At 32.4% G+C, this 26,885-nt stretch carries 23 protein-coding genes; 14 read left to right on the top strand and 9 right to left on the bottom strand.

Annotated features, from left to right (window positions below):
• Positions 1–7 precede the first annotated feature (7 nt).
• The 8 genes from PQF96_RS15745 to katG all read right to left on the bottom strand — a co-directional run bounded on the left by PQF96_RS15745 (position 8) and on the right by katG (position 9,562).
• Entirely contained in the window at positions 8–766 is a 759-nt protein-coding gene (locus PQF96_RS15745) for a LytR/AlgR family response regulator transcription factor (protein ID WP_271767315.1), read from the bottom strand.
• Positions 747–1,781, bottom strand: a complete 1,035-nt coding sequence (locus PQF96_RS15740) for a histidine kinase (RefSeq protein ID WP_109435669.1) — start codon at positions 1,779–1,781, stop codon at positions 747–749. The genes PQF96_RS15745 and PQF96_RS15740 overlap by 20 nt, the downstream gene beginning before the upstream one ends.
• Positions 1,778–2,779 carry a sensor histidine kinase gene (locus PQF96_RS15735; protein ID WP_271767313.1) on the bottom strand — a complete coding sequence of 334 codons (1,002 nt, stop codon included), beginning with the start codon at positions 2,777–2,779 and terminating at the stop codon, positions 1,778–1,780. The genes PQF96_RS15740 and PQF96_RS15735 overlap by 4 nt, the downstream gene beginning before the upstream one ends.
• Before the next feature lie 91 nt (positions 2,780–2,870).
• On the bottom strand, positions 2,871–4,325 hold the full coding sequence (locus PQF96_RS15730; protein WP_271767311.1) for a hypothetical protein: 1,455 nt from the start codon (positions 4,323–4,325) through the stop codon (positions 2,871–2,873).
• Between the two features lie 202 nt (positions 4,326–4,527).
• Positions 4,528–5,145: a matrixin family metalloprotease gene (locus PQF96_RS15725; RefSeq protein WP_271767310.1), complete on the bottom strand. Its 618-nt coding sequence runs from the start codon at positions 5,143–5,145 to the stop codon at positions 4,528–4,530.
• 926 nt (positions 5,146–6,071) lie between these two features.
• A complete protein-coding gene (locus tag PQF96_RS15720) occupies positions 6,072–6,653 on the bottom strand; it encodes a hypothetical protein (RefSeq protein WP_271767309.1) in 582 nt (193 codons plus the stop codon).
• Positions 6,654–6,658: 5 nt separating this feature from the next.
• Positions 6,659–7,117, bottom strand: a complete 459-nt coding sequence (locus PQF96_RS15715) for an ankyrin repeat domain-containing protein (RefSeq protein ID WP_109435674.1) — start codon at positions 7,115–7,117, stop codon at positions 6,659–6,661.
• Positions 7,118–7,309: 192 nt separating this feature from the next.
• A complete protein-coding gene (katG, locus tag PQF96_RS15710) occupies positions 7,310–9,562 on the bottom strand; it encodes a catalase/peroxidase HPI (RefSeq protein WP_408629611.1) in 2,253 nt (750 codons plus the stop codon).
• Between the two features lie 675 nt (positions 9,563–10,237).
• On the opposite strand from katG, the gene PQF96_RS15705 reads away from it, so the two are divergent.
• Entirely contained in the window at positions 10,238–12,361 is a 2,124-nt protein-coding gene (locus PQF96_RS15705) for a cellulase family glycosylhydrolase (RefSeq protein ID WP_271767307.1), read from the top strand.
• A gap of 66 nt (positions 12,362–12,427) precedes the next feature.
• Here the strand turns inward: PQF96_RS15705 and PQF96_RS15700 are convergent, their stop codons facing one another.
• Complete coding sequence (locus tag PQF96_RS15700; protein ID WP_109435677.1) at positions 12,428–13,186, bottom strand: helix-turn-helix domain-containing protein; 759 nt, start codon at positions 13,184–13,186, stop codon at positions 12,428–12,430.
• Between the two features lie 325 nt (positions 13,187–13,511).
• Here PQF96_RS15700 and PQF96_RS15695 point away from each other — a divergent pair, with 325 nt between their 5' ends.
• The 13 genes from PQF96_RS15695 to PQF96_RS15635 all read left to right on the top strand — a co-directional run bounded on the left by PQF96_RS15695 (position 13,512) and on the right by PQF96_RS15635 (position 26,712).
• Positions 13,512–13,907 (top strand): type III secretion system chaperone family protein, encoded by a 396-nt coding sequence (locus PQF96_RS15695; protein ID WP_109435678.1) that lies wholly within the window; start codon positions 13,512–13,514, stop codon positions 13,905–13,907.
• 4 nt (positions 13,908–13,911) lie between these two features.
• A complete protein-coding gene (locus tag PQF96_RS15690; RefSeq protein ID WP_109435679.1) occupies positions 13,912–14,625 on the top strand; it encodes a PspA/IM30 family protein in 714 nt (237 codons plus the stop codon).
• Between the two features lie 32 nt (positions 14,626–14,657).
• Complete coding sequence (locus tag PQF96_RS15685) at positions 14,658–14,975, top strand: YbjQ family protein (protein WP_109435680.1); 318 nt, start codon at positions 14,658–14,660, stop codon at positions 14,973–14,975.
• 216 nt (positions 14,976–15,191) lie between these two features.
• Positions 15,192–15,857, top strand: coding sequence for a hypothetical protein (locus PQF96_RS15680; RefSeq protein WP_208746760.1), 666 nt, complete (start codon positions 15,192–15,194; stop codon positions 15,855–15,857).
• Positions 15,858–15,870: 13 nt separating this feature from the next.
• Complete coding sequence (locus PQF96_RS15675; protein ID WP_143915936.1) at positions 15,871–17,937, top strand: flotillin family protein; 2,067 nt, start codon at positions 15,871–15,873, stop codon at positions 17,935–17,937.
• A 153-nt stretch (positions 17,938–18,090) separates the two neighbouring features.
• Entirely contained in the window at positions 18,091–18,360 is a 270-nt protein-coding gene (locus tag PQF96_RS15670; protein ID WP_109435685.1) for a hypothetical protein, read from the top strand.
• 4 nt (positions 18,361–18,364) lie between these two features.
• Entirely contained in the window at positions 18,365–18,667 is a 303-nt protein-coding gene (locus tag PQF96_RS15665; RefSeq protein WP_271767304.1) for a hypothetical protein, read from the top strand.
• Positions 18,668–18,685: 18 nt separating this feature from the next.
• Positions 18,686–19,048 carry a hypothetical protein gene (locus tag PQF96_RS15660; protein ID WP_271767303.1) on the top strand — a complete coding sequence of 121 codons (363 nt, stop codon included), beginning with the start codon at positions 18,686–18,688 and terminating at the stop codon, positions 19,046–19,048.
• A 21-nt stretch (positions 19,049–19,069) separates the two neighbouring features.
• The gene (locus PQF96_RS15655) at positions 19,070–23,977 is read left to right on the top strand and encodes a DNA repair ATPase (RefSeq protein ID WP_271767302.1); all 4,908 of its coding nucleotides are present in this window, start codon (positions 19,070–19,072) and stop codon (positions 23,975–23,977) included.
• Between the two features lie 47 nt (positions 23,978–24,024).
• Positions 24,025–24,618: a hypothetical protein gene (locus PQF96_RS15650; RefSeq protein WP_143915939.1), complete on the top strand. Its 594-nt coding sequence runs from the start codon at positions 24,025–24,027 to the stop codon at positions 24,616–24,618.
• Between the two features lie 110 nt (positions 24,619–24,728).
• Positions 24,729–25,220, top strand: coding sequence for a MarR family winged helix-turn-helix transcriptional regulator (locus PQF96_RS15645; protein ID WP_271767301.1), 492 nt, complete (start codon positions 24,729–24,731; stop codon positions 25,218–25,220).
• Complete coding sequence (locus PQF96_RS15640) at positions 25,217–25,690, top strand: GNAT family N-acetyltransferase (RefSeq protein WP_271767299.1); 474 nt, start codon at positions 25,217–25,219, stop codon at positions 25,688–25,690. The genes PQF96_RS15645 and PQF96_RS15640 overlap by 4 nt, the downstream gene beginning before the upstream one ends.
• Positions 25,691–25,986: 296 nt before the next feature.
• Positions 25,987–26,712 (top strand): hypothetical protein, encoded by a 726-nt coding sequence (locus PQF96_RS15635; RefSeq protein ID WP_271767297.1) that lies wholly within the window; start codon positions 25,987–25,989, stop codon positions 26,710–26,712.
• The last annotated feature ends 173 nt before the right edge of the window (positions 26,713–26,885 follow it).

Raw genomic sequence — 26,885 nt, 5'->3', positions numbered from 1 at the left:
CAAGCTATTAATTCCCCTCAAACCATTGTTTAAAGTCAGCGACCTTCTCTCGGCTTACAATTACTTCCTTATCCGGGTTTTGATTCAACGTTAGTTTTAAGCGTCTATTAGAATATACCAATACATCTTGTATCGCATTAATATTGACAATAAAGGTGCGATTCACTCTAAAAAATAGTTTAGGTTCTAACATTTTTTCCAACTCTTCTAATTTATATTCTATCATATACTTCTTGTTAGTATTAGCTACAAGGTAAGCATCCCTTCCTTCTGCAAAGAAAAAAGAAATGTTTTCACTTTTAACAGAATGAATATGATTACCCAGACGTACTAAAAATCTATTTTTAAATACGGTATCAGTCATACGTTTTACGATTTGATTGACATTACTTTCTGTAGAGAATTGAGATCTTAGTGTTTCTAGCTTCCTAAGTGCTTTCGTAAGATCTGTAAACAATACAGGTTTTAAAAGATAATCTATGCTATTTACTTTAAAAGCATCGATAGCAAATTCATCAAACGCGGTAGTAAAAATTACTGGTCTATTTACTTGTACTTTATCAAAAATCTCAAAACTTAGACCATCTGTAAGTTGGACATCCATAAAAAAAAGATCTACTTCTTCTTGATGTGATTTTATCCAGAGTACAGCTTCATCAATAGAAACTAGTTTACTCATAACCAAAATATCCGAATCATATTTTAGTAGATAACGTTCTAATTTCTCTGCCGCTAAAGGCTCGTCTTCAATTATGACTACTTTCATCAACAGTAAGTTTTGGGATATGAATTATTTTAAAAACATCAGTATTAGTTACTTTAATTTCCTTATCAGTATAGAAACGATAAGTATTCAAAATGTCCTTAATATTATTTTGGCTCAAAGCATAGCTAATCTTTTCCTGATGCACATATTTTAATAAAATGTACTCTAAATCTTCTGATATATCGACCACAAGTTCTGTCTCTTTAGAAACAATTGTACTTCTTATAATTTGTTCGATGCACGATATAATACTACCAGGCACAACCATAGTATCTAATCGGTCTGTAATACCGTATCTTGTTTTTCGATATGGCAAATATCCAAACAAAAGTAATAACTCATCCAGAATAGCCAATTCCTCTTCAATAGGAACTAATTCTTTTATGTTTCTAGAAAGAATGTATCGATATACAGCAGAAAAATGATCAACCAAAAACTCTGCGTTTTCTGTATCTTTTTTCATCAATACGATTAGTGATTCAAGAGTTTCAAACATTAACATTGGATTTATGCCTTTTTTGAATTGAAGAAAATCCTGCTCTACTCCTTTTTTTATAGATAATTCCTCTGTCATGATCTCAGTATTTACTTTATGCAAAAACTGATGACTTAGATACACAGAAAGATATATAATAGTGATTACCGAAAAGATACTGTTAAAAATAGTAAGTTCAGAAATATTAGGTGTGAACCCCAATACCAAATCAAAATACAGAAACATAGATCCAGAAACTAAAATAACTGATGCAACTATCGAAATAAGCCCCTGAAGTATAATTTTACCTGATAAGGAACTTGGCCTTTTTAATTTTTCAAAAAAGAACAAGGAAAACCTCGAATATTCCTGAATGACATATGCTAATCCAATACATACATATAACTCCTGTCCTAAAAATTCCTCCTGTATCTGAGTCACATTATTATTTACCAATAAGATAAGTAAGTATACTAACATACCACTACATAATGGACTTATGATTCTAAAGATAGGGTGATGTATAAATAGTTTATTCATACCACAATAGGGAGTTTAACTATAAATCGTTCATCATCTATCACTTCTATAGTTTCATTAAATATAAGTTCATACCTGGATCTTATATTACTCAGTCCAATTTTAAATGAATCTACTCTTTTAGGTTTGCCAGTTTTATTATTTGATACACTTATTATATTTTGATCACCTTCAATGCGTATTTTTATTATTTCTGATGGTATTACTTGATTATGCTTTACTACATTTTCTACAAGCATTTGAAGTGTTAATGGAGGAATTTTGGTTTTCAATATTGCATCTGATAAATTGATTTCTAAGTGGATACGATCATTAAATCGTGTTCTTAACAAAAAGTAATACGAATTCACAAATTGCAATTCTTCTGCTACGGTAAGCCATTTATCTTCATATTTATTTAAAATATATTGGTATGACTTTGCTAATTCTCTAATAAAAAGTTCAGCTTTTTTAACATCACTAAACAGTAAAGAGGATATCGTATTTATGCTATTGAATAAAAAATGAGGACTTAGCTGTGATTTTAGAGCAGTTAATTGTAGCTCGGTCTGTTTTCGCTCTAATTGTAATGAGATGATCTGACCTTTTGCATACTGATAATAAGAGTGTAATGCAAAATAAATTACATTATAGACTAGAGAAACAAAAAATATGAGAATAACTAATTTTAATAGTATCTCATTATAATTTTCTATAAAATCAATTTTAGCATCTTCTACAAAAACATATCCGTATAAAGCTACATATATTAAAATAAGAGTTATAATCGCATTTAACAAAACACCTAAAAAAAGACGAAATCCAGTATACTTTTTCCAAGAAACAAGTTTATTAAACCCTTTGTTAAAGGCATTAATTATAAACGCAATGATAATCCCTAAACCCCCTGATAACCAAAGTAATTTTAGATTGTCTTTTTCTTGGGTGAATCCCAAGAAACTATAGGTAAGTATTCCCAAAACAAACCCTACGAAAATAATAGTGAAATATTTTTTCACAACCGGTGATAATTGATGTAAGTAGTGATCTAAACTAAACTTCATCCTACCAAAATAATCAATCCAATTGGTAGGATAAAGTATTGTGCTATTATTTTATTGCGCGAAGTGCTCTCCCATAATATGTCTCAGACGAGATAGTTTTACAAGCATCACGATAAGCTTCTTTAACATTGTCTCCGGATGCATTCACTGAAGGCGCAAAAGCAATTAAAGATTCTGACAGATAATGATCAGAGCTAATCTGCGACATCCCTCGAAAAACTGATACTAATTGTGATTCGCTAAGGTTCTTTCTTGCAAGTTTTTTTAGAATTACAGTAGAGTAATGATCAGAACCCACACTTGATAACGCTCCAATTAATACATCAAGATTGTCTCCATTCAAACCTTGTTTACTTATCAATTTACTTAATACTTGTGACATATAATGATCCGAACTAACAGACTCTCCTGCAAGGCGAATTAATCCGCTTAACTCATTAGCATCTAATTTTTCATCCAAAAGTTTAGAAAAAACCGCAGTGATATAATGATCAGATTGGATATCTCTTAATGTCCCTAAAAAAGCATTGTAATTTCCCTTAGAAAGTTCTGGTAAATCTAATGCCTTTAGTAATACTTGTGATTTATAGTGATCAGAGGCTATTTGCCTTGAATTATTGATCAACAACATAAGATTGGCATCGTTTAATTCTCGTTTTTTCATCACTTTCATAAGTACTTGTGACATATAATGATCAGAATTGATTCCTGCTGTAATCTCGAACAATTTTCCGACTTGATCATCAGAAAAACTTGCATCTTCTATAGCCGTGCTTAAAACCGAGGTAACATAATGATCTGAATTAATGCTTTTTGTAGCATCGATATATGCCGAAACTAATGAACTGGAAGCAAAGAAACTATGTTGTCTATATTTCAATAGATCTGATAGGTAATGATCAGAATTGATTTCTTTACCCGCAACTCTAAGTAGTGATTCGAGTTCATTTGAAGATAAATTTTTCTCTAATACTAGTTTAAAATATTTAGATTTTACATGATCGCTTTTTAAAGTTCTAATTTCATTGAATACACTATTAGCTCCTCCTTGACTATAAAATCTATTTACTCTGCCTTTTGCACCTAAAGCTGTCGTTTTTACAACTTCTGGTAATATTTCACTAAGCCACTTCTTTCCTTCAGAAGCAAAATCTTTTCTAGAAGAACCTACAAAATACTTTTTATTAAGATTTCCATTAGCTTCGGATTCGATTACTATCCTACGCTTACTTCCAAAAGCAGATTTCTTAATTTCTAAATAGCCACCATCAGAAATAGCGATAACATCTTTATCATCATTGGATAAAGTTATCTCTCCTTCATAGTTGATAGAGAAATTATTAAACATCCCATCCTGAACTTTAATAGTGGTTTTATTCCTATTATAATTTACAGCATATGATGTGTTTTGTGCATTAAGGTCTGATGCAAAGAATAAAGAGAGGATTAGCAACGTGACCTTAAATATAGTTGCTATAATAATCCTTGATAATTGATTCATAACTGTTCGTCTTTTGATGAAGTACAAAGATGGAACGTTATATCATATCTAAAAAAACAAATGAATTGAACTGTACCGGAAATGTATTGAATTGTACATCATCCCATTTTATAAGGTCAAAAAATGTTTTTTTCTGTTCTTGATTTCAATTACCTATATCCAAAAAGATATATACATATAAAGAAAATGATAGTGGCTAGAATTAGCTACCTAGATTTATTTGATCAATTCGTTTTTTGATTTTCTCTTCTTGTTCTTTATTAAAAGATTGTCTTAAAGTTTTTTCTTCTGTGCTCATGATATTCCCAGTCTCATGAGTATGAAATAACCCTAACGCATGACCGATTTCATGTGGGCTGGTTGAAGTAAATAAATGCTCATCTGTAAGCAATACCCTTTGACTTCTTCCCATTCCGGCGATACCGCGTATATTAGATCTTTTGATAATGTAGATGTTTATTTTATCCTTGTCATATGTTTCTTGCGATTGCGTAAAGAACGTACTCGGTTCTGAACCTTGATTATCTGTTAGATCATACAGTTCGTCGTTAATCAATTTTTTAGACTCATCTATCTCCAATCCAATACCTAATCTGTGAAAATAATATCCATTTAAATAGTTTATGAATTCTTTTTCGTCCAAATTGTAAGATGATTTATCAGAAGAATCTTGAGATTCAACGTATATAATATTAACCTTTACGGTCCTTTCTGGATTTTCAACAAATATCATGTCCATTATATTTTCTGGGCTATGGTCTTCTTCACTAGAACAAGATAAAAAGGAAAGTATTGATATGATAAGTAGTAATTTTTTCATGATTAAGACTTTTTAAGTTTTTGATTGACTCTTACAATCTTTTTGTAACACTTGATTTTGGTAAATTGATTAATGTGCAGAACAGATAAATTTGGGCAATAGAAGTCACTTATAAGAAAGAAATCATTCTTAATTATATAGTAAAATATAAAGATGTCAAATGGTTTGTTCTGGCTATGTACTTAAGCTTTCCCCTGATATTTCCCTCATCAAGTGCTTATAGTTGAAGATCGATTTTCCTGATTAGAAAGTACTCTAATTCATTATCCAAAGGCACTATTATTCGTAAACAAAAATGATATGTTAGATTTTCGTTTTGAAAACAGTAGAAAAATTTTCTTGTTCTTTTTTTTATGATACGGAATGATAATTAAAATAGGTTTCGTCATTTTTTTAAGATTTGAGAACACTTCCGGGGTAATAGAAGTATTTAGTATTTAAAAGAGAGGTATTACCCTATTCTTTTAAATGATGTTAAACATTCTTCTGGGGCTTTTTGAAGACTATTTTACATTTTGACGAATTTACTGTATTGAATTGATCATATGCGCTAGTTATCAACTCATTGTAAAAGTAATAAGTGTTATCGAATACTCGGATACGGTAAAACCACAATATTTTTACGCAACTACCAAGAAGCCTTGTTTTTCATCGATAAATAGGGACTTTAAATAAAAAAATAAATTTTATTTAACATTTTCAAGTAAGTGTAATCCTACAAAAATAAGAAATTAAGGAAGGAATTTTGAGGATTTCACACCTGAGATAGGGGGGATTTTCCCCTGTTCTGATATTTTATAATCAGAACATTAGACTAATTTAAAAAAAGTGACTTGGATAAATTCACACAAAAATTGCCAGTTCCTTTTTATATAATCCTAAATTAAAAATGATTAAAGTCTAATAACAAATTTTTTAATAGTATTCTAATTGTAGTGTTTTTTTAATAAGATTTCTGAAATGAGTTCTTTAATCACTTTATTATCAGTATCTGATTTCTTAAGCTTATTTTTTGCTCTTTCTATTTTTTCATAATGAGGAATCTTACCTGTTTCATCAAGTACTTTAAGAACCTCTTCAAAAAAACCAGTTAAAATAGGGATAACAAATGTACTGGTTTTGTTTTTCTCTTTTAGATAAATAAACTTTTTGGCATATGCTAAAAAGATTTGTGGATATTGAGAAAATGCAATTAATGCCTCGCAAAAACTTTGATATACATCTATTCTGTTAAGGTTATTACGAAACTTTAGTTTCTTTTGATCTATATGAGTTATAGTATACAACAACACGCTTTCTCGAATAAAAGTACTGTAATCATTTTTAGAATAGTAATACACTCCTATTCCAATATTTGTATTGACAACTAATACTTCACTACCAATATTTTCTTTTAAAAAAGATTCAAAAACCTCAACGGTAGCAGAAGACATTAATACTTGTCTTTTAATGCCAACCGATCTTATATTTACGGATTTTATACTCTCTATATCTTTATTAGTATTCACTCGTTTTACTTAAATAATTCTGAAAGTTCTAAACCTTGATTTTTGGCGTGCATTTCTGCAGTATACCCTTTATTATCCTTTGCATCTATATCAGCTTGATTATCTACTAATAATTTGATAATCTCCTTTTGGCCAAAGGTAGCAGCATATATAAGTGCCGTGGCATCATTAAAATTCTTATGATTTATATTGGCTCCTGACTCAATAAGTAATTTTGCAATATCATAATATCCTTTAAAACACACTCCCATTAAAGCAGTGTTTCCAGCAGCATCTTTTGCATCAATATCTGGAGAGTACTGTAATATTAACCTGGTTATATCTTCAAGACCATAATATGAAGCAAGTAATAAAGGTGTAGAACCTCTATTATCTTTCTGATTAACAACTTCTGGGTTAGTCTTTAGAATTGTTTTTACCTCTTCTAAGTTTTTAGATCGAATAGCACTAAAAATATCTTCCATGCGAATTTTAAATTAACTTTTGTAAAATAATGTACAAAATTAGTCGGGATTCTTTGATTGAAAATTTCAAAAAAGATTCCCGACTAAACTCTAATTAACAAAAATTTATAATTATCATTATCAAACACTTACTAAAAGTGTGTGGTTTGTCGCCAAATTACCGGTTTATAAAGCATTTGGATATACAACCCACTAATTATCCTGATCAAAGCGATCTAGATCCATCACTTTACTCCATGCTGCAATAAAATGATCTACAAACAACTTTTGAGAATCTTTACAACCATATACTTCTGCGAGTGCTCGTAATTCAGAATTTGAACCAAATATAAGGTCCACACGAGTACCGGTCCACTTGATTTCTCCTGTTCTACGATCACGACCTTCAAATACATCATCAGACTCAGAAGTCGCTTTCCATGTTGTACTTAAATCAAGAAGATTTACAAAGAAATCATTAGTCAAAGATTCTGCACTCTTAGTAAAAACCCCGTGTTGTGAATCTCCAAAATTAGTTCCAAGAACACGCATACCCCCAACAAGTACTGTCATCTCAGGCGCATTAAGAGTTAACAATTGAGCTCGATCAACTAACATTTCTTCTCCCGAAATTTCATATTCCCCTTTCATATAATTACGAAACCCATCTGCTTTTGGTTCAAGAACAGAAAAGGATTCTATATCCGTTTGCTCTTGTGAGGCATCAGCTCTCCCTGGTGTAAAAGGAACTGTAACTTCATAACCTGCATTTTTTGCCGCTTTCTCAATACCTGCACAACCTCCTAAAACAATAATATCCGCAAGTGAAGCTTTTTTATCTCCAGATTGAGAACTATTGAATTCTTGTTGAACGCTCTCAAGAACCTCTAACACCTTGGAGAGTTGAGCTGGATTGTTAACGTCCCAGTTTTTTTGCGGTTCTAAGCGAATACGAGCACCATTTGCTCCTCCACGTTTATCAGAACCACGAAATGTTGATGCAGATGCCCATGCTGTAGATACCAATTGAGAAACCGATAATCCAGAAGAAAGTATGTTGTTCTTCAGAGAAGTAATATCCTTATCATCAATTAAAGTATGAGTTACTGCTGGTATTGGATCTTGCCAAATCAACTCTTCTTTTGGTATTTCTGAACCAAGGTAACGAGCAACAGGCCCCATATCACGATGTGTTAATTTAAACCATGCGCGGGCAAAAGCATCTGCAAACTCATCAGGGTTTTCATAAAAACGTCTGGAAATCTTTTCATAGATAGGATCCATTTTTAATCCCATATCTGCGGTAGTCATCATGAGGTCCTGTGTCTGAGAAGCATCATGAGCTTTAGGAGCTGTTCTTGCAGCAGATGCAGCTGTAGGTTTCCATTGATGTGCTCCTGCCGGACTTTTTGTCAATTCCCATTCATAACCAAATAAAACATCAAAATAATCATTATCCCATTGTATAGGGTTTGGTGTCCATGCCCCTTCTATACCACTAGTAATCGTATCATCTCCATGCCCACTACCAAAACTATTTTTCCAACCCAAATTCTGTTCTTCAATACCAGCTCCTGCTGGTTCTCTACCCACATACTTATCTGGATCTGCTGCCCCATGAGCTTTTCCAAAAGTATGACCTCCAGCAACCAGTGCCACTGTTTCTTCATCATTCATAGCCATACGTCCAAAAGTTTCTCGAATATCTTTGGCAGATGCAACGGGATCAGGATTACCATTTGGTCCTTCTGGATTCACATAAATTAATCCCATCTGTACCGCTCCAAGCGGATTTTCAAGTTTTCGCCCATCAGCATAACGTTTATCTCCTAACCACTCTGTTTCAGAACCCCAATAGATATCTTCTTCAGGTTCCCATACATCTTCACGTCCTCCTGCAAAACCAAAAGTTTTGAACCCCATCGATTCTAATGCACAGTTCCCTGCAAGAATCATAAGGTCTGCCCAAGAAATATTCTTACCATATTTTTGTTTAATTGGCCATAACAATAAACGTGCTTTATCAAGATTTCCATTATCAGGCCAACTATTTAATGGTGCAAAACGTTGATTTCCAGAGCCAGCTCCTCCTCTACCATCTGCAATTCTATACGTTCCAGCACTATGCCAAGCCATGCGAATAAAAAGTGGTCCATAATGACCATAATCAGCAGGCCACCATTCTTGAGAATCTGTCATTAGATCAATAAGATCCTTTTTCACTGCCTCAAGATCTAAAGCTTTAAATGCCTGAGCATAATTGAATGCTTCTCCCATCGGATTAGATAATAAAGAATGCTGACGAAGAATATTCAACTTTAATTGATTTGGCCACCAATCACGATTAGAAGTTCCTCCTCCTGCTCCTTGTTTTAGTGAACCATTCATAAAAGGACACATACCTTCACCGGTACCATTATAGCCCAAACCGTGAGATTTTTCATCCATGAGATTGTTATTTTCCATTGCTGATATATTAAGATTAAAATGATTATTTATTATTAATTACTTCAAACCTACAATAATATTATCTTATTGTTTTTACAATTATGATATATAAAATCTATTTTATTATTTAATGCACTTATAAACTAGAAGAGATTTTTCAAGATTCTTAAAAATTATAAGATGTATTTTTTGAAGATCTTATGCTTTTAGCCATATCTTTTTAAAAGCATTAAACATCATGAAATATCTAGAAAAATACTGTTTCTTTTAACTATACAATGAAAGTTCTTTTTCCTGGGGTTATAGATATTGTATTATTTGAAACTGAAGTACCTTTTAAAAAAGCTGATCTTTTCTTTACCATTGTTATACCGTTTTGTGTGAATTATCTTTACCTAAAGATACATTATATTCAATTCAAAATCAACATGGTAAATTGATTGTTACAATCTAAAAATAAGTAAAATCTATTTCATCAAAAAAAATCAATCTCCAAAACTTTTGTCTATATAATCATCATTCTGTGCTTTTTTACTTTATACGGATGTCCTTAAAAAGGCAAAATCAAGGATGTATTCTATCTTAAAACTACTGACATATTAAACTTATACAATTTATCGTATTTACTCGTTCATATAAATGAGTGTTGTTTAAAAGAGCACTCATTAATTCAAACCCTTAAAACCTAAAATAATGATGAAAACTCAACGACAATTATTCGAAAGAAAAAGTAAACCTATTGCATTTAAATTGTTCCTTTTAGCTCTTATTTTTTTTCCTCTTCAATCTATTTTATCTCAATCAATTGTAGAAAAAAATGGTCGATTAAGAGTATCAGGAAATCAAGTCGTTAACAAAGACAACCAACCCATAAGTCTAGCTGGCAACAGTATTTTTTGGAGTAATTTTGGCGAAGGTGCAAAATTTTATAATGCGGCAACAGTAAATCACTTAGCTCAAGATTGGAATTCTAGTATTGTACGAGCAGCCATGGGAGTTGAAAACCCGGGAGGTTATATTACCAACCCCACTCGCGAAAAAAACAAGGTAAAAGCTGTCGTCGAAGCAGCAATTGCAAATAATATTTATGTAATTATCGATTGGCACTCTCATAATGCAGAAAACTACCAACAACAAGCCATCACTTTTTTCACAGAAATGGCAGAACTATATGGCAATAATGATCATGTAATTTATGAAGTATACAATGAACCGATAGCACAATCATGGCCTACTATAAAATCATACTCTGAAGCAGTCATCGATGCTATTAGAAGCAAAGATCCTGACAATCTGATTATTGTGGGCACTTCTCAATGGTCTCAAAAAGTGGAAGAAGCTTCTAACAATCCTATATCAAAAAGCAACATTGCATATACCTTACATTTTTATGCAGGTACACACAGACAATACTTAAGAGATGAAGCTATTAGAGCAATGAATAATGGTATCGCATTATTTGTTACCGAATGGGGTGCTGTAGAGGCGACTGGTGATGGAGTTGCTGATAAACAAGAAACTCAAAAATGGTTGGATTTTATGAAAAGTAACAATATCAGTCATGCTAACTGGTCTGTAAGTGATAAAGCAGAAGGCGCATCTGTAGTTGCAAGCGGAACAGGAGTATCTGGACTTACTAGTAACAATTTGACTGCTACAGGAATCTATATTAAAGATATCATTAAAAATTGGGGAGGAGATATTACTAATCCTCCCGTTGAAGAATGTACTGGAAATGGCGTGTCAATCAATACTATCATACAAGCAGAGGATTTTTGCTCACAAAAAGGAATTCAGACTGAAGCCACAACAGATACAGGTGGTGGTATGAATGTAGGATATATTGATAATGGAGATTACATAAGGTATAGAGTAAATATTCCTGCAAATGGTAATTATGAAATAAAGTATCGGGTAGCCAGTATAGTAAACACCGCAAAATTACAATTCAAAGAAGGAGCTTCTGTATTAAAAACCACATCTATACCTTTAACCGGGGGATGGCAGACCTGGGATACAATTACCACTACCACAAACCTTACCGCAGGATTAAAGACTATAGAATTATATGCACTTTCTGGGAAATTTAATATCAATTGGTTTCAAATTTCACCAGTAGATTCTAATCCCGATCCTAATCCACCAACAGGAGGCAATGATTGTAAATATGGAACCCCTTCATCCACTTCACTACCTACACTAGAAAATAGCTCTTATACCAATGCACATGTTATTGGTACAGGTGGTCCAGATTTAAGTAATCTTACGAATTTTACAATAAATTGGAACTCACCTAACAATGGACTATATCAACTTTCTATAAATACAAATAATGGAAACCCCAATTGGTGGAATGATCTTCTGAGCAATGCAACACATAACTTTAACAGTGCAATGCCAGGGGTTAGTTTAAGTGGTACCGGTTTTACAAATCTCGATGGTGAGTATTGGGTCACAAAAGACGGAGATAATTTTGTAATGGTTTCAAAAAACAAAGAATTTACTATTTATTTTAGTAATTCGAATGCTACTCCTAATTGTTCATCTCGTACTAAAAACAACGCAATAAAAGCAGAAGGAAACATACAGTTGAAACTCTATCCGGTTCCTACCTCTGAAACATTAAATATATCAGGTCTTACAGAAAAAGTTATGGTTATAATAACAGATATAAGAGGTAAAGTAGTATTAAAAACATCAGCAGATTATAAAACCGATACAGTTGATGTTTCTACACTAATTCACGGTAACTATTTTGTAGAAATTAAAGGAAAAGAAACATATAAATCTATGCGATTTATCAAAAACAAGGAATAATATGCCTTTGATAATCGTAAAATGATATAATTAAAATTCAGGGGGATTTGACATCCCCCTTAATTCCTATCCTAATCGTTCCTTCATTTTCTGAAGTTGTTGTTCAATAAGGAATAATTTATCTTCTACATCATCTCCAAATTCTGGTATACGTCTGCAAAATACATATCGTACTCTCCACATTTCTTTTATATCAGACAAAGGATAAGATGCATCCTCAATATTTTTATGATCGGCTCTTAGCACTACTTTGTCTTTAGTAATATATAATCTTCTAAAAATTAATTTCCCATCAACAACCACAAAAACGAGCGTCCCATTATTTAATTTCTTCATTACAGTCGAAGGAACTTTTTCTCCTACCACAATATCTTTTGGATAAAAGCCTTTATCATGCGAAGACATTTCTAGGTTGCTCACGGTATAACCACGAAAATCTTTTGTAAGATTTACAGGTAGTTGCATGGTTGGTAGTTCCTTTATAAATGATTCTTGATTATATAAAAGGGCATAATCATTCGAAGTACTTTCTGTAATACAAGGAATCAGAGCAAACTGTTCGCGTTTAACGTTTTCTGCATAGGTAGTCAAATCTCCCTTAAACTTTAATAACTGATTCACAGTAAGTTCATTTGTTAGCAGATCATCTATTGCTATGCTAAAATAATTAGCTATTTTTATTAAAGTCTCAATCTTAGGTTCACTCCTACCTTCTTCGTAAGCTCCCAAAGTCCCTCGTTTCAGCTCAAAAAGCTCGGCAAACGCCTGCTGACTTAATCCTTTTATGCTTCGTATCTTTTTTATATTTTTTCCAAAAAATGACATTTTTGCTAATTTTATTTGCAATTATAAAAATTTATTGTACATTTACACTAACAATATTAGCTAATACTTTTTAAAAATGCTAATTTTAGTAGAAATACTTCAGTATTTTATTCTTTTCTTAAGAAGTAACGGGGGTTATACTAAAAATTTTAGCAAAACATGTAATCATTAACTTAAATCATTCATACCCATGATACTCATTGTATATTATCTAGCTAATTTAGCTGTAGATATTATAGAAAAGTTATGCGACTTTTTGTAATATTGATACGTAGTCAAACAATACGAAATAAATCACTTAATTATCCATCAAAACAACCATCACATGCAAGATCATTTTCAACTAGTAAAAAATTATTTGCTTCAGCTCAATTATAATATAACACATGAAAACACAAGAGAGGGAATTATTATGATTAGCAAAGAAAATGAAGGGATCAAAAATATGATTCTTGGTATAGCCCCGCCTATTTTAATAATGGAGCAACATATTTTCAACATCAAAAATAAAAATGAAGTAGTGTATCGCAATTTACTTCAAAAAAATCGAGATATCGTACATGGAGCTTTTGTTCTGGACGATACCGGAGAAAAAGTAATTTTTAGGGACACATTACAGGTAGAGCATCTGGATCTTAATGAGCTTGAAGGATCTTTAAACTCCTTAGGGCTGTTATTAAGCGAATATTCAGATCAAATTATAAATTATTCAAAATACTAATACTATGAACTTTTTTAGACGACTATTTAAAATAGGTGAAGCAGAAGCACATTCTGCAATTGATAAAATGGAAGATCCTATCAAGATGACCGAACAAGGGATTCGTGATATGAAAACTGATCTTGAAAAAAGCCTGGAAGCACTTGCTCAAGTAAAGGCATTAGCTATTAGAGCAAAAAATGATACTGAAGAATACGCTTCAAAAGCAGAAGATTATCAGCAAAAAGCCATGTTAATCCTTAAAAAAGCACAAAAAGGAGATATGGATAGTACAGAAGCTGATCGATTGGCAAAAGAAGCATTAATCAAAAAAGAAGAATCACAACAACATCAAACACGAAGCCAGGGTGAATCTGAAAAATTTAATACTTCTGTCGCTCAATTAGAAAAAAGCATTCAGGAGATAAAACAAAACATAAGCAAATGGGAGAATGAACTAAAAACCCTTAAAGCTCGTGTAAAAGTATCTACAGCTACCAAAAATGTAAATAAACAAATGGCAGAAATAGATAGTTCAAGTACTGTTTCTATGCTAGAGCGTATGAAAGACAAAGTGAATCAGGAAGAAGCACTTGCAGAGGCTTATGGAGATATCGCTAATTCTTCTAAATCAATTGACGAAGAATTGGATAAAGCTGTTGATGTAACCAAAGCTAATGCTGATGATGACCTTGCAAAACTCAAAGAGCAGTTAGGTATGAGCGATGACAAAGAATAAGGTCAACGCATTTTAACTAAAAAAGTCAAATCATGATAATTTCAACAACAGAGAATATCCCTGGCAAGGAAACAACAGAAATTCTGGGTATTGCCAGGGGTAGTACCGTAAGAGCAAGAAATATAGGACGAGATGTTTTTGCTGGTCTCAAAAACATTGTTGGAGGAGAAATTGAAGAATACACAAAATTACAAGCGCAATCCAGAGAGCAAGCTATGCAAAGAATGGTACACGATGCACAAAAATTAGGTGCAGATGCGGTAACAAATGTTAGACTTACGACATCAATGGTAATGCAAGGAGCTTCAGAAATTTTGGCGTATGGTACTGCCGTAAAATTAAAATTGTAAAATGACTATAATGACATCACTGGGAATTATACAAATTTTATTCTGGGCAGTAGTCTTAGGACTTCTTATCTATTTGATTTTAAGAAGAGTTAAGATCAAAAAGATAGAAAATTTTGAAAAAAGAGAGAATTAAACAACTATAACTAAATAACTATAACGTTGAGAGAATTATTCGAAATAGCATTTTCATCAGTAAACATGGTATTAACCATCCTTATGATCTTATTGATCTTATATTGGTTATTCACTATGATTTCGGGAGTTGACTTTGATGTTGACGTGGATGTAGATATAGATATTGACATGGATACCGATCTTGACGTAGACACAGATGCAGGTATAGAAGGCGGGAATCTTGATTTTCAAGATATTGCTAATACTGAAGTCAATAAAGAAGATGTGGTAGGGAAAAAACGAAAACCACTGAAATGGTGGCAAATTGTACTGATCTATTTCAACTTTGTGGGACTTCCTTTTATGTTCACTTTTACATGCTGGATTTTTATATGGTGGTTGTGTACTGTAATAACTACAAGTCTAACTTCAACTTATAATAACAGTCTTGGTTATATCATTTTCTTGGCTGCAATTTTACCTTCTTTACTACTAACAAAGATATTTACAACTCCTTTTAAAGGGTTCTTTAAAAATTTAAATAAAGATGGTGATGCGCCAATTGATTTAATCGGACGAAAAGGAACTTTACAATCAACCATTTCTGGGAACAAACTTGGTTCTGCAGAAGTTATCGCAGAATCAAACCCACTTTCAATCTATGTTAAATCATTGAATGGAGAACAAATAAATTATCATCAAAAAATTCTGATCATAAAACAATCAGAAGATAAAAATTACTATTTCGTACAATCATATAACGATTAATTAACTTAAAACTATGAATACTATATTACCATTTATTGGAATTGGAATAGGCTTAATACTATTCTTGATTATTGTATACTTTGCGATCATCGCAATGTTCTATAAAAAAATCCCTCAAGGACAGGCTCTTGTAAGAACTGGGTTTAAGGGGACTAAAGTTGCTACAGATAAAGGGCTTTATGTTGTTCCTGTATTTCATAAAGTTGAAATCATGGATATTTCTGTAAAGAAAATTCAAATCGAAAGATTAGGAAATGACGGGCTTGTATGTAAAGACAACATGAGAGCTGATATCAAAGTAGCTTTCTTTGTAAGAGTAAATAGCGAAGTTGACTTCATCAAAAAAGTTGCACAAACTATTGGTTGTGAGCGTGCTTCAGATATCTCAACTTTAGAAGATCTTTTTGAAGCCAAATTCTCTGAAGCGTTAAAAACTGTTGGGAAAAAGTTCGAATTTACTGAGCTTTATGAAGCCAGAAGAGAATTTAGAGATGAAATTGTAGATATTATCGGTACTGATCTTAATGGATATACATTAGAAGATTGTGCAATTGACTACCTAGAACAAACACCTGTAACATTCTTAAAATCAGATAATATATTAGATGCAGAAGGAATCAAAAAGATTACCGAATTAACTGCCGCTCAAAATATGAAATCTAACCTCATCAAACGAGATGAAGAAAAAGTAATTCGCAAACAAGATGTTGAAGCACGTGAAGCTATTTTAGAATTAGATAAGCAACTTGCTGAAAAAGAGGAACAACAAAAACGCGAAATTGCCAATATCAAATCTCGTGAAGAGGCAGAAACCCTTAAGGTATCAGAAGAGGAACGTCTCAAATCTGAAACTGCTCGTATCGCAACTGAAGAAAAAGTAAAAGTTGCAGAAGAAAATATGCAGCGACAAATCATCGTTGCTTCTAAGAATAAAGAACGTACAGACGCTGTAGAAACAGAAAGAGTAGAAAAAGACAGAATGCTAGAGGCTACAGAACGCGAACGTATTGTAACCTTAGCTCAGATCGAAAAAGAAAAAGTAGTAGAAGTTGAGAAAAAGAACATCCAGGATGTGATTCGCGATAGAGTAACCCTAGAAAAAGGTGTGGTTGAAGAGCAAGAGAACATGAAAGATATTGAGGCTTTCAAAACTGCTGATCGTGAGAAACAAGTAAAAATTACCATTGCAGAAGCAAATGCAGAAGAAGCATTGATTAGAACAATCAAAGCCGCAGAAGCACAAAAAGAAGCCGCTAAGCAAAAAGCAGAAGAAATTAATATCGAAGCTCAAGCACAGAAAGAAGCTAGTGAAAAAGAGGCAGAAGCTCGTAAAACATTAGCTGAAGCACAAGCAAAAGAAGAAGCTACATTAGGTATGTCTGAAGCACAAGTAATGCATGCTAAAGCAGATGCGCATGAACGTGAAGGTCTTGTTGAAGCTACTATTATCGAGAAGAAAGCAAAAGCTGAAGCAGCAGGTATCTTAGCAAAAGCTGAAGCGATAAAAGAAGAAGGGCTAGCAGAAGCAGATGTAATCAAACAAAAAGCACTTGCAGATGCAGCAGGAATTGAAGAGAAAGCAGAAGCAATGAAGAAACTTGATGGTGTTGGTAAAGAACATGAGGAATTCAAGCTGCGTCTGGATAAAGAATTACAAGTTGACTTAGCTCATATCAATATCCAGAAAGAAATTGCCGACGCACAAGCAGAAGTAATAGGAGAAGCGCTTAAAGCAGCTAATATTGATATCGTTGGTGGTGAAACTATGTTCTTTGATCAGATAGTAGGTCAGATCACAAAAGCTAAAGGAATTGATAGATTGGTTCAGCATTCTGACAACATTCAGGATGTAAAGGATGCAATCTTAGGAAGCGAAGATGTAAAAGGTAATCTTTTAGAAAAAATAAAAGATTTTGCCACTCAATATGGAATCTCTTCTGAAGATATTAAAAATCTAACGATCGCCAATATATTAATGGATTTGAAACAAAAAACTACAGATCCATCAGAAAATGATTTATTCACAAATCTATTTAACCTTGCTAAAGGATTAGGGTTATCAGACAAAAAATTGAAATAAAAACTGAATAATACTCCTCCTTCTTTTTAATCAAGAAAGAGGAATTCAGAAACAATAGAATGAATATCATAACTACATTTTTAAACCCATAAAAGTCTTCCCATCCTGGGGAGACCTGGGATGGGATTTGTTTAACTTTTAATACGGTTTAATATGGGGTTTGGAGGATCAACAGCTGCGATGATTACATCGCTAAAAAATAATAGTAGAAGGAAAAAACGTGAAGCTTTTGATGGATGGACGAGTTCTGACAAAGAAAGCCAAGGAATTAAGACAGAACCTGTTTCTCAAGAAACTTTAGCAAAGATTCGTAAAAAAATGAGGAAACAGAATCGAGTGAATACCATAAAAGGTGTAATCATCATTTCGATAAGTATAGCGATAACAGCTTGGTTGTTTTTTAGGTTAACTTATAGAATGTAATCTTATGGGAGGATTTGGATCAGCTCAAGGAATGATTACTGCAATCAAAAACAACAATCGTAGAAAGAAAAGAGAAGCTTATGATGGATGGACTGAAAGTGACAAGGAAAGTCAAGGCATCAAAGTAGAACCCGTTTCAGAAAAAACTTTATCTGAAATAAGGAAGAAAATGAAAAAACAACAGCAAGTTACATTTATAAAAAAATTTATTATTGCAATAATTGGACTCATTGCTTTTTTCTTTTTCATACAATTAGTCTTCTTATATTTTGAAAATGACCCTGGAATTGGATGGAATCCATATTAACATATTAATCTTAGAAAAATGAATAAAAAATTTATAGGATTACTCACCGTATTATTAATAAGCATCAGTGCACTCGCATTAAATACGCATTTCAAAAAAAAGAAGTTAAATGCTAATGGCATAATCACAACGGCAGTGATCGAGAAAATAACATCAAATAAGTACGAGAATGAGATAGGAACTCCTGTAGATAACATTCATATTACGTATAAGTACATCGTTCATACCAAAGAAATTGTAAAAACTCAGGAGATTCTTAGACACGAACATGATCAATATTTTGAGACCAATACCGTAGTCGGGGATTCGATTAGTATCAAATATGATACTAAAAACCCTAGTAATTCAAGGATTGAGAAAATTGCGCAATTATCAAACTAAAAGAAGAATTTTAGTACAACTATGCAAGAAGAAAACGCAAACAACATACAACTAGACGGGGGAACCTACGAGATTATCCAAAATCGTTTACAAAAACAAAAGGGTGAACTCCAAAATCGTCTAACACAGCTTAATGAAGCCCGTAAAGAAGTTTTTGGTAATGTAGAAACAAAGCTTATTGCCAATAATCGAATCAATACAGAACATAATTGTATTGCCCGAGACATTGTAACCATTGGTGAATATTGCCTTTTTGGGTACAATGTACATTTTGGACTTCGTACAGAGATTACGTTAGCAGATGTATTTAGTATATACACGTATACAAATGATCATTTTACTATTAAACCATTAGATCTCATAAACGATTCGATATTTATAGATGATTTTACTAATCTCTATAAATACTATCGTAATACCATATTTTCAAAATTTGCTATTGTTGGAAATTACTTACATATGGTATTTCAACTTAGTGAAAGTGTTTCTGATATTAAAACCTTTAAATGGTTAATCAATGAAGGTAAACTTACCTATATTGATAACCGTAGCGAACATGAGTTTAAATTCCCAAGACAACATGAATTTAATTGGACCGAAGTTACTCGTGACATGCATCGTTATGGTACACATCCACATATCTCCATTCTTGATAAAGTATTCGTCGAAACTGTAGGAGGAGATTTAACCATTAAAATAGAAGACAATACTGATGATGGAAAAGGAATTTTGGATGAAGCTGTAGAGCATATAGACCAAACACTAGATGATGGTCAGTATCGATTTGCAGATATCGGAAACTTAATCGCTTTAGAAATTAAACCTTTTCAGGAAGCACCTCGCTATTTTGTTTATAATCACAAAATGCAGGAAGTTAAAAAAATAAGTTGTATCAAAGATGCCTGTGTATTGCTTCCTGATGATCAAGGGATTATTTATCCTAATGGCTATTACCTACAATCAGGTGAATTTAAATTATTTACTAATGAAGTAAATGATGTAAAATTTCAGGAAAAAATTAGTTCTCCTAATGGTGAAGATTTTCTTTATGTTTTTTACGAAAGTGAAAAAGGGTTATACACTCTTATGTCATATAATGTAATCGAACAAGAAGTAACAACCCCCATTGTATGTAATGGTTTTACAATACTAGAACAAGGAGAATTATGCTATTTTAAAACAGAAGATGAACAAACCAAACATCATGTTATTCAGATATGGCAAACGCCTTTTATAAAAGGTAACACGATACCTTCAGAACACACTGACACATTACTTTATAAGATTGGAAACAAAGACATTGTTAAAGCAATGGCAGAGAGCAATGCCCTAATTACTCTTCTTAACAAAGAAGATAATTATGATGGTTTGTATGATGATATTTCCAAATTTTCAAATGATATTGTCGACAGCTACTATTGGATTCGTGAGGATGACACGTTTAGGTTAGATATTCCTCTCGAAGAAATTAATGGCGCTGCCAATGCTGCAATTGATGAATTCGAAAAAGTAGTTCAGCTTAGAAGAACTGCAACAAATATTACCAAAGAAACTAAAGATAAAGCTGAAAGTATTTTTGGAAAAATCAAAAGTAGTTCCTTTAAATCCATTGATGATTTTGTTCTGGTATTATCACAACTACGTACCTTACGTGGTGAGGTAATAGGTTTGAATGACATTCGGTATGTAGATAAAGCATTTATAGAGGAATTAGAAACTAAAATTGCAGAACAAACTGAAAAAATTTCACAACGATGCGTTCAGTTTTTACTAGACGATAAAGCACTACTACCCTATCATGCTCGTGTAAAAGAAAAACAGGAGTTATTAGAAAAGATTAAAAAAGTAATTGATGCCAAAAAATTAGAAGAAGAGGTAAATCAGATCGCTATCGACCTCGAAATGTTAATTGATATTGTTTCTAATTTACAGATTGAAGACACCTCCCATTCTACTAAAATTATTGATAACATCTCTTTGATTTTTGCTACAATAAATCAGCTTAAAGCAGGAATCAAAAACAAAATCAAATCTTTGGGTAGCAAAGAAGCTACTGCAGAATTCGCTGCACAACTCAAATTGGTAGATCAAAGTATTATCAACTATTTGGATATTGCCAATACTCCAGAAAAAACAGATGAACTGCTCAATAAAGTATCGGTTCAATTAGAAGATCTCGAAGGACGATTTGCCGATTTTGAAGAATTCATCACCCAGATTATTGAGAAAAGAGAAGAGGTATATAATGCCTTCGAAGCTCGTAAAAATGGTCTGATCGAAGCTCGAAACAAGAAAGCAGTTGCTTTAGAAAATGCTGCCAATCGAATTCTGAAAGGTGTAAATAAAAAAGCATTAAGCTTTGGTTCTGTTGTAGACATCAATGGGTATTTTGCATCAGATCTTATGATCAATAAATTGAGAGATATTGTTGATCAATTACAAAAACTAGATGATGTAGGTAAAGCAGAAGCTATTGAGACTGCTATAAAAGTAGCCAAAGAAGATGCTACGCGTAAACTTAAGGATAAGCAAGATCTATATGAAGATGGTGAGAATATCATCAAACTTGGAAAACATAAATTTGGAGTAAACAAACAACCTCTTGATCTAACCATTGTATATAGAGATGGTAGTTTGAATTATCATCTTACAGGAACCGATTTTTACCAGGAAATTACAAATGAAATCCTGTTAAAATCAAAAAAATACTGGGATCAGGAACTCATTTCTGAAAACCAAGAAGTTTACCGCGCTGCTTATCTGGCTTATAAAATATTCAAACATCATAATACTGTAGATTTAAATGCACTTAAATCTATGGATGATGAAGGGCTATTAGCCCTTATAAAATCCGAAAGTAGTAAAAACTATGCAGAAGGGTATGTGAAAGGAGTTCATGATATAGATGCTGCCAAAATACTAAAGGTACTAGTGACCAAGGATCATGATTTAGGATTATTACGCTTTACACCCAATACACGAGCTTTTGCACAATACTTCTGGCATAGTTTAGAAACAGAAAAACAAAACTATTGGAATGAGACAATCAAAGCCTCTGGTGAAGTCTTAGCTATTTTTCCTGATAGCAATGAATATTACAAAGTACTTTTAAATTTAGAAAAAGAGATCATACATTCATTCTCTTCTTCTCTCGTTGGAATAGAAGGATATTCAGATAACATCTCTAATAAAGTTGCTGAGTATCTGTTTACAGAATTACAAAATGATCATACGTTTTGTATTAGTCAAACAGCAAATGAGCTTTATGACACTTTTATTGCAGAATTGCAAAAGAAAAAGGGGTTTACAAAACTAAAGAAAGCACTTCAGCTGGATACTAAACCTCGCTCAAATGGCAATGTGGATTGGAACAACAGAATCAATCTTGCCATACAATGGGTAGCCTCATATCTAAAAACAAATCATCATACATATACGGAGTATAAACATGAGATCGTTTGTATTTTATTATTTAAAAATGAATCTACTTCAGAAGTAATTCATATGAACCCATCACAAACCATTACAGAATTAAATGGTAGTCATAGCTTAATTACAGATAATATTTTCGAATTTAATTATCATGATTTTATTTCAAAAATGGAACAATTTACAACTATTGAAGTTCCGGCCTTTGAAGCGTATAGAGAAGCAAAACACTCCGTTACCGAAATTCTAAAAGACGATCTTAAGCTCAATGAATTCAAACCAAAAGTACTTTCCTCTTTTGTAAGAAATAAATTAATTGACCAAGTATACTTACCACTATTTGGAGATAACTTATCCAAACAATTGGGAAGCGTTGGAGACAATAAGCGTACTGATCGAATGGGGATGTTATTACTAATATCACCTCCCGGATATGGTAAAACAACTTTAATGGAATATATGGCTAATCGACTGGGGTTAGTATTTATGAAAATCAATGGTCCGGCAATTGGTCATGAAGTAACTTCTGTAGATCCTATGGCAGCCAATAATGCTTCTGCAAGAGAAGAACTCAAAAAACTCAATCTAGCTTTTGAGATGGGTAATAATGTAATGTTATATCTAGATGACATACAGCATTGTAATCCCGAGTTTTTACAGAAGTTTATTTCTCTGGCAGATGGTACCAGAAAAATTGAAGGTGTCTACAACGGTAATCCTAAAACCTATGATTTAAGAAGTAAGAAATTTTGTGTTATTATGGCTGGGAATCCATATACAGAAAGTGGAGAAAAATTCCAGATTCCGGATATGTTAGCTAACCGAGCAGATATTTATAATCTAGGAGATATCATTGGAGATACAGCAGATCTTTTCAAATTAAGTTTGATAGAAAACGCTATGACTTCTAACCCTGTTTTACACCAATTAAGTAGTACATATTTTGAGGACATCTATCAATTAATAGAAATTGTTGAAACAGGTTCTCAAGAAGGTATAGAGCTCAAAGGCAATCACACAAAACAGGAAGTACAGGATTACTTATCTGTATTAGGCAAAGTGGTTACCATACGTAATACAGTGCTAAAAGTGAATGAAACGTATATCAAATCTGCCGCCATGGAAGATGCATATCGCATAGAACCTTCTTTTAAATTACAAGGATCATATCGTGATATGAGCAAACTTGTTGCCAAGGTAGTCCCAATTATGAATGAAAAAGAGCTACAGACTCTACTCCTATCTCATTATGAAAATGAATCTCAGACATTAACCAGTGCTGCAGAAGCCAATTTGTTAAAATATAAAGAAATGACCAGCACAATTTCTAAAGAAGAAACTACACGTTGGGAAACCATCAAGGAGGCTTTTGTTAAAAATAACAAACTCAAAGGTTTCGGAGATAAAAATGAAATGGCTCAGGTACTAGCTCAAATGATGCAATTTAGTGACCATCTAGCGGGGATACAAGAAGTATTAAAAAAGGGATTAGACAAGTAATCCAATTCATTATATTCGTTAAAACGCATTCATAAAATCACATTGAAATGAAAAAGAAAATTGATCCTAATCTATTAATAGCTATCGGAGTTCTTATTGCAAGTTTTTCTGCACTTTTTGTATATATGAGGCAAGCTAGTATTATGAGTAGGCAAACAGAAATTCTTCTAGAACAAACCAAAGCTAACGCCTGGCCCAGATTATCTGTCAATGCTCATCTAAATTGGTCAGATAAAAAACTAGAAACGTTACAGGTCAAAATCCATAATAAAGGCACAGGGCCTGCTATCATAGAAGGAGTAAGAGTTTTATATGATGGTAAGTATGTAACACATTGGCAAGATTTATTTTTAAAAACTAAAATTCCGGATTCTATTAGTAAAAGCATTTCGAATAAAAGTGTCAACAATTCTGTAATGTCAGCCAACGAAAATTTCTATTGGGTACAGTTTATTAATGATCCAAATCTAGCAAGTTGGATGTACAAAAATCGTCAAAAAATAACAATAGAAATTTGTTATAAGTCCGTTTTTAATGACTATTGGCTATTGCGAAAAGAAGGGTTCGATAACGATACGACTATACAAAAATTAGGTACTCAAGAATGTACTATACCATCAAATGAAGTTTTCAAAACATAAAGTTGTAGAGATTGCTTTACACCTAGTACAAAATTAGGATAATTCTACTTCTCTATTTTTAATATCAAAAAATATTTTATACTTTTACATAAGTACTTATATAAATACTTATGCAAGATCATTTACAACAGTTTGGAGAATTAGGCTTAGGATCCAGGTTAAAGCGGTTAAGTGAATTTATGATGAAAGAGATTCAACTTGTATACACAACCTGTGGCATTGATTTTGACCCATATCTATTCCCCATATTCAAGGTGATTATTGATCAGGGAGTTGCAACTACAACAGATATTCAGGAAAAACTACAATACACACAACCTGCTATTACACAAGCCTTAAAGAAATTAATTGACAAAAAATTAGTTGATTATAAAATTGACTCATCAGATAAGCGAAAAAAGTTTTTTAGATTATCTAAAAAAGGAAAGGAAATGCATCAAAAAATGATTCCGCTATGGGTAGTGATCGATCAACAGATTAAATGGCTTACTGAAGGAAGTGCAATAAGCTTACTACATCACCTTACCCATCTCGAAAATCAATTACACATAAAATCACTAAGCAAACGAATTCTTGAAACGTATCAAAACAATTCTTTATGACTATTATAAAAGACATATCAATAATCCCCTTTGACCCAAAATATGCAAAAGACTTTGCTAGTCTTAATGTAGAATGGCTAGAAAAGTATTTTGTAGTAGAACAACTTGATGTTGAATTATTAGAACAATGCGAAGAAAACATTATCAATAAGGGTGGGTACATTTTCTTTGCCAAAGTTGAAGATCAAATTGCAGGGACTTTTTCTCTCATTAAAGTAGAAGATAATATATATGAATTGGGAAAAATGGCAGTCTCTCCAAAGTTTCAAGGTCATAAAATAGGACAACAACTACTACAATTTTGTATTCGTTTTTCAAAAGATCAGGGATGGTTAAAACTACTTTTATATTCAAACAGGATCCTGGAGAATGCCATTTATATATATATAAAATACGGTTTTAAAGAAATTCCGATAGAAAAAAACCCGCTTTATAAACGAAGTAATATCAAAATGGAACTTATATTATAAGTAAATCTCCTTTTTACTAATCATAAATCTCTTTTGATTGTGATATAACTCTTACTACAACACCTATTTTATTTACTTCATATTTAATTATGAATTCTTCATTATAGCATTGCTTCTAGAACAAAAAACAACACTAATAATTAAATTGTACTTTTGCCGAAATATTTGGATAATCCCGATTGTACATTAATTATATCTAAATATGACAAACCAATATCATGAGTATTCTTAAAACCTAAAACGAAGACTCTTACATTGGACATAGTAATGTTTTAACCAAAAGTAAAGTAATCGTCATGAAAAGACCAGCATCTTTTATTGCATGTTTTGCAATAGTATTAGTTACCATTCTCTTTTTTAATTCCTGTCAAGAAGACGCAGCAGTAGAAGTTTTTGAAGAAGAAGAATATCAAGAAAAAATTGAAGCTTACGAAGCAAAAATTAAAGATTTAGAAACAAAAATTGGTCTGGGAAAATCGAATCGAAAACAACCAAAAAACATTATTAGTTTTGAACAAGCACAAAAAATATATCAAGAATACGACAAGAGAGCTGATCTGATAAGCGGGATTGTCGATTCATCTGAAAATAACATTCCTTTTGAACCTACTAGATCAATGTTTTATGAAATCTCTGAACTTCGCCATTATCTATCCTATATTGATGAATTATCACAAAAAGCAGGTATAAAACCAACCGGACTTCGATTTTATTTTGCCTTATATCCAGACACATATGTTTCCTCTAGTGGTAGTGATAGAAATGCAAAACGACAAACGATTTTTATTGCCCCTACTCTAGAAAAAAAATATAATAATCGAACTTTTCAAGTAGGGTACACCCTTGACAGTCAAGCTAAAGTTATATTGCTAGACAAAGATCATGGATTTAGTCATTACAGAAGAGATCGAAACAACAAACATCAAAATCCTTCGACCTTTTCTCAAAAAACAAGTGGCAATAATCAGAATAGCCTTATCGCAAATGATCTTGGTGCAACTCCTCCAGAGTTTCAACACTAATACCCGGCTATTGCTGTGAATAAAGTAGAATTCCTAGTAGCACTAAGAAATATAGCCTTTGCCAGCGAATGTATTGCTGCAGTTATTGGGTTGTTTTTTCTGTTTACTCATAAGATAAATAGAGTATTAAAATGGTTTCCTGTTTATCTCATGTATATATTTCTCAATGATTT

Source organism: Aquimarina algiphila (assembly GCF_947494415.1).
GTDB classification, from domain to species: domain Bacteria; phylum Bacteroidota; class Bacteroidia; order Flavobacteriales; family Flavobacteriaceae; genus Aquimarina; species Aquimarina algiphila.
Note: the sequence above shows the minus strand (reverse complement) of the source record. Positions and strands in the feature narration are given on the sequence as shown.

Bases quoted from the DNA above. Each gene is read 5' to 3' on its own strand.
- katG (WP_408629611.1), bottom strand. From the start codon at position 9,562: ATGGAAAATAACAATCTCATGGATGAAAAATCTCACGGTTTGGGCTAT.
- PQF96_RS15690 (WP_109435679.1), top strand. From the start codon at position 13,912: ATGAACTTTTTTAGACGACTATTTAAAATAGGTGAAGCAGAAGCACAT.
- PQF96_RS15645 (WP_271767301.1), top strand. From the start codon at position 24,729: ATGCAAGATCATTTACAACAGTTTGGAGAATTAGGCTTAGGATCCAGG.
- PQF96_RS15635 (WP_271767297.1), top strand. From the start codon at position 25,987: ATGAAAAGACCAGCATCTTTTATTGCATGTTTTGCAATAGTATTAGTT.
- PQF96_RS15740 (WP_109435669.1), bottom strand. From the start codon at position 1,781: ATGAATAAACTATTTATACATCACCCTATCTTTAGAATCATAAGTCCA.
- PQF96_RS15680 (WP_208746760.1), top strand. From the start codon at position 15,192: ATGATCTTATTGATCTTATATTGGTTATTCACTATGATTTCGGGAGTT.
- PQF96_RS15745 (WP_271767315.1), bottom strand. From the start codon at position 766: ATGAAAGTAGTCATAATTGAAGACGAGCCTTTAGCGGCAGAGAAATTA.
- PQF96_RS15725 (WP_271767310.1), bottom strand. From the start codon at position 5,145: ATGAAAAAATTACTACTTATCATATCAATACTTTCCTTTTTATCTTGT.
- PQF96_RS15665 (WP_271767304.1), top strand. From the start codon at position 18,365: ATGGGAGGATTTGGATCAGCTCAAGGAATGATTACTGCAATCAAAAAC.
- PQF96_RS15715 (WP_109435674.1), bottom strand. From the start codon at position 7,117: ATGGAAGATATTTTTAGTGCTATTCGATCTAAAAACTTAGAAGAGGTA.
- PQF96_RS15640 (WP_271767299.1), top strand. From the start codon at position 25,217: ATGACTATTATAAAAGACATATCAATAATCCCCTTTGACCCAAAATAT.
- PQF96_RS15700 (WP_109435677.1), bottom strand. From the start codon at position 13,186: ATGTCATTTTTTGGAAAAAATATAAAAAAGATACGAAGCATAAAAGGA.
- PQF96_RS15685 (WP_109435680.1), top strand. From the start codon at position 14,658: ATGATAATTTCAACAACAGAGAATATCCCTGGCAAGGAAACAACAGAA.
- PQF96_RS15705 (WP_271767307.1), top strand. From the start codon at position 10,238: ATGATGAAAACTCAACGACAATTATTCGAAAGAAAAAGTAAACCTATT.
- PQF96_RS15655 (WP_271767302.1), top strand. From the start codon at position 19,070: ATGCAAGAAGAAAACGCAAACAACATACAACTAGACGGGGGAACCTAC.
- PQF96_RS15650 (WP_143915939.1), top strand. From the start codon at position 24,025: ATGAAAAAGAAAATTGATCCTAATCTATTAATAGCTATCGGAGTTCTT.
- PQF96_RS15730 (WP_271767311.1), bottom strand. From the start codon at position 4,325: ATGAATCAATTATCAAGGATTATTATAGCAACTATATTTAAGGTCACG.
- PQF96_RS15670 (WP_109435685.1), top strand. From the start codon at position 18,091: ATGGGGTTTGGAGGATCAACAGCTGCGATGATTACATCGCTAAAAAAT.
- PQF96_RS15695 (WP_109435678.1), top strand. From the start codon at position 13,512: ATGCAAGATCATTTTCAACTAGTAAAAAATTATTTGCTTCAGCTCAAT.
- PQF96_RS15660 (WP_271767303.1), top strand. From the start codon at position 18,686: ATGAATAAAAAATTTATAGGATTACTCACCGTATTATTAATAAGCATC.
- PQF96_RS15675 (WP_143915936.1), top strand. From the start codon at position 15,871: ATGAATACTATATTACCATTTATTGGAATTGGAATAGGCTTAATACTA.